The 10,063-nt window shown below is 41.7% G+C and carries 10 protein-coding genes; 4 read left to right on the top strand and 6 right to left on the bottom strand.

Going from position 1 to position 10,063, the window contains the following annotated elements:
• Nucleotides 1-224 precede the first annotated feature (224 nt).
• A complete protein-coding gene (gene pyrE / locus MUP17_08005; protein MCJ7458920.1) occupies nucleotides 225-800 on the top strand; it encodes an orotate phosphoribosyltransferase in 576 nt (191 codons plus the stop codon).
• A 162-nt stretch (nucleotides 801-962) separates the two neighbouring features.
• Here the strand turns inward: pyrE and MUP17_08000 are convergent, their stop codons facing one another.
• The 4 genes from MUP17_08000 to MUP17_07985 all read right to left on the bottom strand — a co-directional run bounded on the left by MUP17_08000 (nucleotide 963) and on the right by MUP17_07985 (nucleotide 4,848).
• Entirely contained in the window at nucleotides 963-1,739 is a 777-nt protein-coding gene (locus MUP17_08000; protein ID MCJ7458919.1) for an outer membrane lipoprotein-sorting protein, read from the bottom strand.
• A gap of 36 nt (nucleotides 1,740-1,775) precedes the next feature.
• On the bottom strand, nucleotides 1,776-2,912 hold the full coding sequence (locus MUP17_07995; protein MCJ7458918.1) for a hypothetical protein: 1,137 nt from the start codon (nucleotides 2,910-2,912) through the stop codon (nucleotides 1,776-1,778).
• Between the two features lie 100 nt (nucleotides 2,913-3,012).
• Nucleotides 3,013-3,561 carry a transposase gene (locus tag MUP17_07990; protein MCJ7458917.1) on the bottom strand — a complete coding sequence of 183 codons (549 nt, stop codon included), beginning with the start codon at nucleotides 3,559-3,561 and terminating at the stop codon, nucleotides 3,013-3,015.
• 105 nt (nucleotides 3,562-3,666) lie between these two features.
• Complete coding sequence (locus tag MUP17_07985; GenBank protein ID MCJ7458916.1) at nucleotides 3,667-4,848, bottom strand: aminotransferase class I/II-fold pyridoxal phosphate-dependent enzyme; 1,182 nt, start codon at nucleotides 4,846-4,848, stop codon at nucleotides 3,667-3,669.
• 184 nt (nucleotides 4,849-5,032) lie between these two features.
• Between MUP17_07985 and MUP17_07980 the strand changes: the two genes are divergently transcribed.
• From MUP17_07980 to MUP17_07970, 3 genes are read left to right on the top strand one after another with little or no spacing between them, the layout of a single operon-like run.
• Entirely contained in the window at nucleotides 5,033-6,019 is a 987-nt protein-coding gene (locus tag MUP17_07980; protein ID MCJ7458915.1) for an NAD-dependent epimerase/dehydratase family protein, read from the top strand.
• Nucleotides 6,010-7,167 carry an aminotransferase class V-fold PLP-dependent enzyme gene (locus tag MUP17_07975; protein MCJ7458914.1) on the top strand — a complete coding sequence of 386 codons (1,158 nt, stop codon included), beginning with the start codon at nucleotides 6,010-6,012 and terminating at the stop codon, nucleotides 7,165-7,167. Before MUP17_07980 ends, MUP17_07975 begins: the two co-directional genes overlap by 10 nt.
• 50 nt (nucleotides 7,168-7,217) lie before the next feature.
• Nucleotides 7,218-7,751, top strand: coding sequence for a tetratricopeptide repeat protein (locus MUP17_07970; protein MCJ7458913.1), 534 nt, complete (start codon nucleotides 7,218-7,220; stop codon nucleotides 7,749-7,751).
• A gap of 80 nt (nucleotides 7,752-7,831) precedes the next feature.
• Here the strand turns inward: MUP17_07970 and MUP17_07965 are convergent, their stop codons facing one another.
• Nucleotides 7,832-9,313, bottom strand: a complete 1,482-nt coding sequence (locus tag MUP17_07965) for a trimethylamine methyltransferase family protein (GenBank protein MCJ7458912.1) — start codon at nucleotides 9,311-9,313, stop codon at nucleotides 7,832-7,834.
• A gap of 20 nt (nucleotides 9,314-9,333) precedes the next feature.
• Nucleotides 9,334-10,063: hypothetical protein (locus tag MUP17_07960; GenBank protein MCJ7458911.1), on the bottom strand; the 730-nt coding region annotated here is incomplete at its 5' end.

Raw genomic sequence — 10,063 nt, 5'->3', positions numbered from 1 at the left:
ACTCTGGAGTGTAAACCTTCAGGTTTACGAAATTATATTTACCAATTTTTTGATGGTTTTTAGATAAAGTTAAAGCTTTATTCTCCAATAATAACAAATAAAAGGAAAGGTCTAAAAAAATGGAACAAAAAAAGTTTGTAGGGACAGGGCTTGTCCCTGTCCGAAGGCATGTAGGGGCGACCCGGCGGGTCGCCCCTACGAAGAATCAAAAAAAGGCGAACAAAATGGAGCAAAAAAAGATACTGGATATCTTCAAAAAATCAAAAGCTCTTTTAAAGGGACATTTCCTTTTATCCTCTGGTTTGCACAGCGATATTTACTTTGAAAAATTTCAGGTACTGCAATATCCTCAATACGTTGAGCTTTTATGTAAGGAGCTTGCCAAGCTTTTCTGGAAGGAAAAAGCTCAGGTGGTGGTGGGCCCAACCACGGGAGGAATTATCATCGCTTACGAGGTAGCTAAGAATCTGAAGGTCAGGTCGATTTTTGCAGAGATGGAAGAGGGGGTCAGAGTTTTCAAAAGAGGGTTTGATTTAAAAGAAGGTGAGAGGGTTTTGATTGTGGATGATATTTTGACGACTGGAAAGTCTGTCCAGGAGGTTGTCGATTTGGTAAATAAGTATAATGCCAAAATCGTTGGACTCGGAGTCCTCTTAGATAGAAGCGGAGGAAAGGTTCAGTTCAATTATCCCCTGAAACCCTTAGCCTCAGTTGTTGCTAAGACATATAAGCCCGAAGAATGTCCCTTGTGTAAGGAAGAAAAACCTCTGGTTAAGCCGGGAAGCAGAAAAATCATATAGCGTCCTCACTCTGTGAGGACATTACCTCGTTGCCACTGAGTGGCAACGCTACAACTACAATGACGCAGACTAAAGTCAGCGGCTACCGGTTTATCTTGTCAAGGTGACCGTCGGGTCCCCTGACCCGACGGTCACCTTATTCTTGTGAGTTTAGCCTCATTTCTATCTCGGAAATATCTCATCTGAAATCCCCACATTTAACTGAAACTCGCTATACACCATCTCCATTTCAAACTTCTTTTTCATAAATAAAAATCCTCCCTCCCCTTTCATCTTAGTTGAAACTGGCATGAAAATATGTGCATCAGATGTATCCTTGATTTCAATCTCCTGAAATATTCTTTCTCCACTCATCTCTTTAACAAATTTTTGTTTTTTAGAGAGTCTTTGTTCTTCTTTCAGCACCCCAAAACTTTTCTGATCGATCCAGTAAAAGTCATCCAGAAAGTTTTCATCCTTCTTCTTAGGTTCAACCCTTAAAAGATAGATGAGAACCCCATTCAAGGTATCCTCTTTTACAAAATAGTAGTCGAATTTTTCATTCTCCTCCGGGTCAAAAGGGAAGAGCGTTTTGCCTTTCTTTTTTGATCTTTCTATCTCTCCTTTATTCTGTTCTTCCTGCACCTTTTTAATCTCTTTTTGATCTAAGAACTTACCATCCTTATGAATGCTCAAAATCTCTTCATGCGATAAATCCCCTTTAACATAAATCTTTTTCTCGGTCTTCGTTTCATGCTTTACTTTTCCCTTACTATCCAGCTCTCTATTTGTTTCCAAACTCTTGAAGATATAATCCTTCAAGTATTCCTTCTGTTTTTTCTTCTGCTCTTTTACTTTCTGGACGATCTGGTCTAAAGAGATTTCTTTTGGTTCTTGTGCTTGTAGATTTTTTACTGAAAACAAGAGGATGACCATCAAAAGAATGAGGTTTCTTTTCATATAACCCTTCCTTGGTATTTGGGTTCAAAAGCTTAATTAAATCTTCATCTCATAAATCCTGTATTTCTTATATAGCTTAGCCCCGAAGGTTTCCAGGGCGTGGTTGATTAAATAGTTATCCTCCAAATTCCAGGACATCTCTGCCCAACAGTAACCTTTTTTCTCCCCGTTGAAATAGGTGTCCGTATAAAATATCGTCTCTATCCCTCTTTTCTGATATTTGTGAATCACCCCCATAGTCAAAAGCCTGAGACCATCCATCACTTTATGAACTTTAGTGTACCATAAAAGCTTGAAAATCCCAAAGGGGAAAAGCCTGCCGTTTAACTTGATCAGCAATTGGTTTATATTGGGCAATGCCATAGAAAACCCGGCTGGCTCACCATTCACCTCTGCGATCATGACCAAATCCGGGTCGACTAACTTTTTTAAATCCTTTGCCAGATATTCAAACTCCTCATCGGTCATCGGGATTGCTCCCCAGTTTTTACTCCAGGCTAAATTGTAAATCTGTTTTATCTTCTCAACCTCGCCTTTAAAATCCTTCAGATTGAGTTTTCTGACTACAATATTCTCCTTTTTCTTGACTAAGTCTGCTATTCGTTTAAACCTTTCCGGCGGGCGGACTTTCGTATCCAGATAATAGGCATAAAGATCTTTAGCTTTTACCATTCCATATTTTTCCATAAAATCCAGATAATATTTCGGATTGTAGGTCATCATAAAGTTGGGCGGGTACTCAAAACCCTCCAAAAGAAAACCGATCTCATCATTTACCGAGAAGTTCATAGGACCCCGCATAAGCTCCATCCCTTTTGATTTGAGGAAGTTTTTCACTGCGTCCAGTAGCTTTTTTGCCACCTCAAAGTTCTCAATCGACTCAAAGAAACCAAAAAATCCGGCCTTTTCCTGGTGGGTCTCGATGTGCTTGAAGTTAACCAATCCGGCGATTCTGCCAACTATCTCATTGTCCTTTTCTGCCAGGAACATGACTACATCAGCATGCTTGTAAAATGGGTTTACCTCCGGATTGAAAAAAGCTTTTCTTTCAGAGATCAAAGGCGGAACCCAGTTTTTGTCATCTTTATATATTTTCCAGGGGAATTTGATGAAAGCCATTAAGTCTTTTTTGGTCTTGACAGATCGGATGATTATCTCTTGATTATGCGTCATAGATAATTGACTTCTTTTTATAGTGGTGAGTGGTCAGTTTTTTGGAGTGCATTAAGGGTGTTAATACATGCATCCCGCCTGTGGCGGGGTGCACTCCATATCAGAAATCATCTTTCACCTTCACCTTATCCCAGGGGTATTTTTCTTTTATCTCGTTTAAGTAATTAAATTCTTCTTTTAATCTGAATCTATAGCTACTCCATAAGTAATCACCAGCTTCTTTAATATAGCCATGTTTTACAGGATTATAATAAATATAATTCAACCTGGCAAAATAAGATTTTTCAAAAGTGATACAGCTATCCCAGTAGTTATAAAATATCTTTTTTTCATCTTTCAATTCCGGGAAATTCTCCTGTAGCCACATGGCGGTAAATTTATGAACCTCTTTAAACATCGCACCTAATGTATCAGCTTTATCTGGTGCATTTAACATCAGATGATAATGGTTGTTAAGAATAACCCAGTCTTCTAAAACCCAATTATATTTCTCACATCCTTTAACTATGGAATCTAAAAGTCGTCTTTTACTACTTTCAGGTGTAAGAAAATGCTTCTTCAGATAGGTTGAACCTGTTATAAAATATTTGGAACTAGGTCTGAATAGGTGAGGAGGGTTGTGAGCATAGACCTTATAAGTCTCTTCCATTTTTATCTTTTATTATTCTTTGGAGTGCATTAACTATGTTAATGCAAGCATCCCGCCTTAGGTGGGATGCAATGGGGGCATCATCACGGATGATGCACTCCAAATTTAAATAACCCCCATCTTTTTCCCGACTTTTTCGAAAACCTCTAAGACTCTGTCCATCTGGGAGTCGGTGTGGGTGGCGATGTAGCTGGTTCTTATGCGGGCCGTGCCGGGCGGGACTGCGGGGGAAATGGCGGTGTTGGCAAATAAACCCTGGTCGAAAAGCATCTTCCAGAACTTGAAAGTTTTTAAATTTTCGCCGACCATTATAGGTATGATAGGGGTCTCAGTATCCCCGATGTCAAACCCTAACTCTCTAAAACCCCTGTGCATGCGATGGGTTATCTGCCAGAGGTGCTTTCTCCTCTGCGGCTCAGCCATGATTATGTCCAAAGCTTTGGAAACGGTTGCCACTGCGGAGGGTGGGGGAGAGGCAGAAAAGATCAATGCCCTGGAAAAATGCTTGACATAATGGATAACCTCCTCAGAGCCTGCTATGAACCCGCCGATAGAGGCAAACGACTTGGAGAATGTCCCCATTATGATATCCACTTCATCTTCCAAGCCGAAATGCTCGGCTGTGCCTCTGCCATTTTCTCCCAAAACCCCTATGGAATGTGCATCATCCACCATCACCCGGGCATGATGTTTTTTTGCTAAGTCTATAATCTCCGGCAGCTTGGCAATATCCCCCTCCATGCTGAAGACCCCATCCACGATGATCAGTTTCCCGGCATTCTTAGGAAGAGAAGACAAGACCCGTTTCAGATCCGACATATTGCTATGCCTGAACTTCAAAACCTTTCCAAAAGAGAGTCTGCAGCCGTCTACGATTGAGGCATGGTCAGACCGGTCCATTATGATATAGTCTCCCTTGTTCACCAGAGCAGAGATTGTGCCCAGGTTAGTCTGAAATCCGGTAGAGAAAACCAAAGCGGCTTCCTTGTTCATAAACTGGGCTAACCTTCTCTCTAACTCTTCATGGATATCCAATGTTCCGTTCAAGAAACGTGAACCGGTACAGCCTGAGCCATAGATTTTTATAGCGTCAATGGCTGCCTGCTTAACCTGAGGATGCGAGGTTAAACCCAGGTAGTTATTAGAGCCGATCATTATCATCTCTTTTCCCCGTACCGTGACCTTGGTGTCCTGTTCTGAGGAGATAGGGATAAAGTAAGGATAGTAGCCGGAGGCTATGACCTTTCTTGCCTCAGTAAACTTTTTGCACTTCTCGAAGAGTTCCAACTTTTGCCTCTTTTCGAAAATTAGTTTTCAGTTTTGACTTGCGAAAATCTTCACAATTTGATATTTTCAAAAAATCAGGATTTATTTAAGTTATTTTTTAAAGAAATGTCAAGGGAAAATTTTTTAAAAAGATAAAGGCAAAAAGACGCATGCTATGCGTCTGTACTTTTCGAGGAGATAAAGTTTGAGTCCCAAGGCTTTAGTCACTGGCGGAAACGGATTTGTAGGCAGTCATTTAGTGGAAGCTCTGCTAAAAAAGGGATATGAGGTTGTCTGCCTGGTAAGGAATAAAAGCGACTTAAGATTCCTTTCGGGACTGCAGGTAGAATATAAATATGGTGACATAACCGACAAAAGCTCATTGATAGAGCCTTTAAAAGGGGTGGATTTCATCTTTCATGTGGCGGGAATTACCCGGGCTAAAAATAAGGCGGAGTATTTCAGGGTAAATGCATCAGGAACCAAAAATCTCGTTCAAGCCTGTTTTGAGATGAATCCTCATGTTAAAAGATTTATCTATGTAAGCAGCCAGACTGCTGCAGGGCCAGGCAAAGACCTTCATCCCAAAGATGAAAACGCCAAATGCGAGCCGATTAACGATTATGGCAAGAGTAAACTGGAGGGGGAAAAAGAGGTCTTAAACTTTAAGGACAAACTCCCAGTTACCATCATCAGGCCCCCTGCAGTTTATGGCCCAAGGGATAAGGATATTTTGTATTTCTTTCAGATGATAAACAAGGGGATAATCCCATCCTTCGGGCTTAAAGAAAGTTATCTTTCCTTGGTCTATGTGAAAGATCTAGTCCGGGGGTTGATCCTGGCAGTAGAAAGCCAGAAAAGCTCAGGGCAGATCTATTTTCTTACAGATGGAAAAACCTATTCCTGGTCTGAAGCTTTCGGGATTGTCCGGGATTCCTTAGGCGTGAGAGCCATTAGATTGAAAATACCCAAATCGCTGCTGGTTACTTTCGCCTTTTTTTCAGAAGCTTTTACGCGCCTTCTGGGTAAGACCCCTTTGCTTCATTTAGGGAGAGCTAAAGAACTCTGCCAGAGATTCTGGCTTAGCGATACCTCAAAGGCTAAAACTGACCTGGGCTTTGTACCGGAATATGATTTAAAAAAGGGAGCCTTGGAGACTGTAAGATGGTATAAGGAGAATAAATGGCTTTAAGGGAAATTAAAAATAAAGAGCTGAGAAGGTATAGAAAGGAGTTTCCCTTCATCCGGGAGATCACCTTTCTGAACCACGCCTCTTTTGGACCGATTCCATCCAGAGCACTCAAAAGCACCTACGAATACTATGAGGCGCTGACCCTTCAGAAAGTTGTGGATATGGATAAGCTGACCTTTGAAAGGCTTGACCGGATCAGAACCTATCTGGCGAAAATGATAAAGGCAAAACCATCCGAGATCGGGCTGGTGCCGAATACTTCCTATGGCTTAAATGTCGCTGTCAACGGATTAAAATGGAAAAATGGTGACAAGGTCTTGCTTTCAGATGTGGAGTTTCCAGCCAATGTCTATCCCTGGCTGAATTTGAGAAGAAAAGGAGTGGAGATAAAATTCATAAAAAGCAAGAACGGTTTTTTCGACATCGATAACCTGCTTAAAACTATTGACTCCAGATGCAGGGTTTTAAGTTTAGGTTATGTGCAGTTTTTCAACGGCTTTAAAAACGATCTGGAGACCATAGGAAAAATCTGCCAGGAAAAAGATATCTTCCTGGTGGTGGATGGAATCCAGGGGGTGGGATGCGTGGATTTGGACGTGAAAAAAGCAAAAATCGATTTTTTAGCCTGTGGAGGTCAGAAATGGTTACTCTCCTCTTTAGGAACCGGATTTTTCTATCTATCTGAACAGGCTAAGAGAAAAATCGAGCCTTCATTTTTCGGCTGGATGGGTGTTGACTGGAACCTGAATTTCTCTGACCTTTTAAAATACGACCTTAAGCCTTTTGCCTCCAGCCGGAGATTTGAAATAGGGACTTATCCTTTTTCAACTCTCTGGACTATGTGCTCATCTTTGGAGCTTTTATCTGAAATAGGGACAAGAGCGATTGAAAAACAGGTCTTAAGACTTCTGGATTTCTTGCTGGACTATTTGAAAGATTCCCTTTATCAGGTTAAAAGCTCACTTGATCCGCTACACAGGTCAGGGATACTCTCATTTTCAGGTAAGGATACTGCCAGGCTATTTCAAATACTTTCCAAAGAAAAGATCCTGGTCTCTTTTCGGGAGAATTCGATCCGGGTTTCCCCGCATTTCTACAATTCGCCTGAGGATATTCAAAGGCTGATCCAGGTTTTGAAAAAGGTTTAAAAGTAAATCCAGATATATCCGATATAATTATAAAGAGTAGAGGAGGGACAATGCCAAAGCTTTTCAGGTTTTGCGCGATTTTATTTTTCCTGTTGTTCTTTAGCTGTGCAGAAAGGACTATTTTAATCGAAAGACCCAGCCCGGCTCCACCTGCGCCACCAGCTAAAAACTATGGTCAGGAGGTTGCCTCAGGAAAGCATCTTGTAAATGGTAAGAAATTCTATAACCAGGGCAAGTATGCCAAGGCTATGCAGGAGTTCAATAAGGCAGTGGAATCAGATCCTCAGAATCGAGAGGCTCATTATTATCTTGGTCTCTGTTACCAGAAATTAGAGTATTATAAGGAATCGATTCCGGAGTTCAGGCTTTCTTCAGAGGGGGAGGGCAGGGACAATCTGTTTATCTCCAGGGTGAGATTCTCTCTGGCATACTCCTTGGAGAAGATCGAGGCTTTGGAGGAATCTGAGGCACAGTACCAACTGGCTTATTCCCTGGACCCGCAAAATAAGTCGGCTTATAAGGGAATGGAAAGGATTAAGGAAAAAAGGGGAAAACATTCCAAGATAAAGATAAAAGAGGAATAGATCGAATCCTGGGATGACTCTGAGCTTCCCGATTAATCGTCAAAGTCAGCGGGGGCGATTTCCATCTGGAAATCGCCCTTTTATTTTAACAGATTCTCAAATCTCTTTTTCAATTCCTGATCAAATCCATATTTCTTTGCGTCACCTTGGATGATCTTAAAAAGCTCATTCTTCTTTTCTGTGGGGAGTTCATCAAAGCTTTTTGAAGAAATTATTTTTTCAATCAACTCATTAGCTCTCCATACTGCCGTCTTTTTGCCTTTCTTTAACCACTCACCTAAATTAAATCTGTCGATCACCTGGCTGGGGAAAAAGACTTCTTCTTTGAACCATTTTAGGGTATGAGGAGAAGTTAAAAAACCTTTTTCCAGATACTCCTCTTTGAATAATTCCAAAAAAGGAGTTTCCTTTCTAAAAGCAATCCCTTCAATCAAACGGTATGCCATTCCGCAGATCTCATTATCGATCACCAGTTTCTCCATACTCTGACAGCTTTCAAAATCAAGCATGCCTGGTCCGGAGATGACGTTTATTCCGGACAGACCTGCTAAAATCGCTCCGATCCCTGATTCTAACCCGGATTGATAATCCAGGGTCTTGGAATCGCTTAAGCCCATATAGGCATGCGTGGGCAGGCCAAAATATTTGCCGATCTGATTGTAAGACGAATCTATCATCATAGTCTCGATTGCGCCCATTGGAGTTGTGCCGGTCCTCATATCAAAGCATGCAGGAGAGCCTCCATAGATGATGGGTGAGCCTTTTTGGGCAAGCTGATGGATAACAATCCCGCTCAGGTTCTCCGCAGTATGCTGGATTAATGCTCCAGCTAAGGTCACCGGTGCAGTCGCTCCTGTCAATGGCATCGAGACCAGTTCAGCCGGGATTCCGCTTTTAGCACAATCGATTAAGTTCTGGCAGGTTAGGTCACTCCATTTCAGGGGTGGTGAAGGACAGCAATCAAAAATGGCTAACGGTTTCTTTTTTAACTTATCATCACTACCTCTAATGCTCACCAGCATATCCCTCATCACTTCAAAACCCTCCTTGACAAATGTTCCGGTAACCACCGGTTTTGAAGAATACAAAAGCGAAATGAAAAGCCGATATCTATCTGCTATCTCCTTGGGAACATCCGAAGGAATCAGGGCAGTGCTCTGAGCTTTCAGGTATTTTAATCCATCGGTAAGCTGGGCAAACCCGATCAGGTCAGAAGTGATCGGTTCCCTGATTTTATCTTTCTTCAAGTCGTAAATCCATAAAGCCGCAGAGCCCGGGTCGAAATGTATATTGTACCCTTTCAGGTCCAAAGCTAATCTTCCTACCCGGTCGTATACCTTTATCTCTTTTGGTGCAGATTTCAAACACCTCTGCACCAGTTCACTTTTTATATGGACTCTTTTTTTCTTCTTGTCTATTTTAGCTCCAGCTTCATCTAAAAGTTTTAACCCCTCTTTATTCTCTACAAATACCCCGACTTTTGAAAGAAGTTCTAAAGCTTCATCTATTATCTGTTCAATTCTTTTCCTATCCAGAAGCTCCAATTTTGGGCGTCTATTCAAGTTTCCTCCTATCTTAAAAGCTACCCTAAAAGGCCATGTTGGAAAAAGTCCATCCTGTCATTCTGAGGGAGCGTAGCGACCGAAGAATCCCTTTGATTCAGGGAGAGATTCTTCGTCTCGCCTTCGGCGGACTCAGAATGACACTCTCCTAGTTTCACTTTTTCAACAGCCTCTAAAAGGGTCGCACTACGTTTGGCATCTTTCTTAAACCTGCACTTTTTTAAACCGCAGATCTCACAGGGGGTTGACCCTTTATCCTTAAAAGGATTTCTGCTTAAATTAATTGCAAAAGAGACTGATTTCCGAGGTGTCATCATAAAGGATCGATTCAGTCGTACTCCAATCTTTTCAGCAGGCAGAAGGTCAAAGATAAATCTCTGAGCTTCTAATTTCCAGCCTCCATACCCTGGACTGAACCTGGTACTACCATAAAGTTTCTTTTTTTTACCCTCATCCGCGATAACCTGATTGAGATGTTCAGCCGCAGATTCTGCTGCCACTGAGCCGATGGCATCCAGGATAACTGCTCTGGTTAACTCTTCCTGATTGGTCAATCGCTCAACCTGTTTCTCTAAAAGTTTGCCTATAGTACAGATGCATAAAGCTACCTTTTCGGCATTGAAAAAACATTCTTCTGGCAGTTCCCTGGATTTCCGGATGACAAAGATACCCTCAGGCTTAATCAAATCGCATGAAAAGCTGATCATCTCCTCGACCAGCTCTTTAGACCTCTTCTTTATATTCCCGTGT

This window comes from Candidatus Zixiibacteriota bacterium, assembly GCA_022865345.1.
GTDB lineage: Bacteria > Zixibacteria > MSB-5A5 > MSB-5A5 > RBG-16-43-9 > RBG-16-43-9.
Note: the sequence above shows the minus strand (reverse complement) of the source record. Positions and strands in the feature narration are given on the sequence as shown.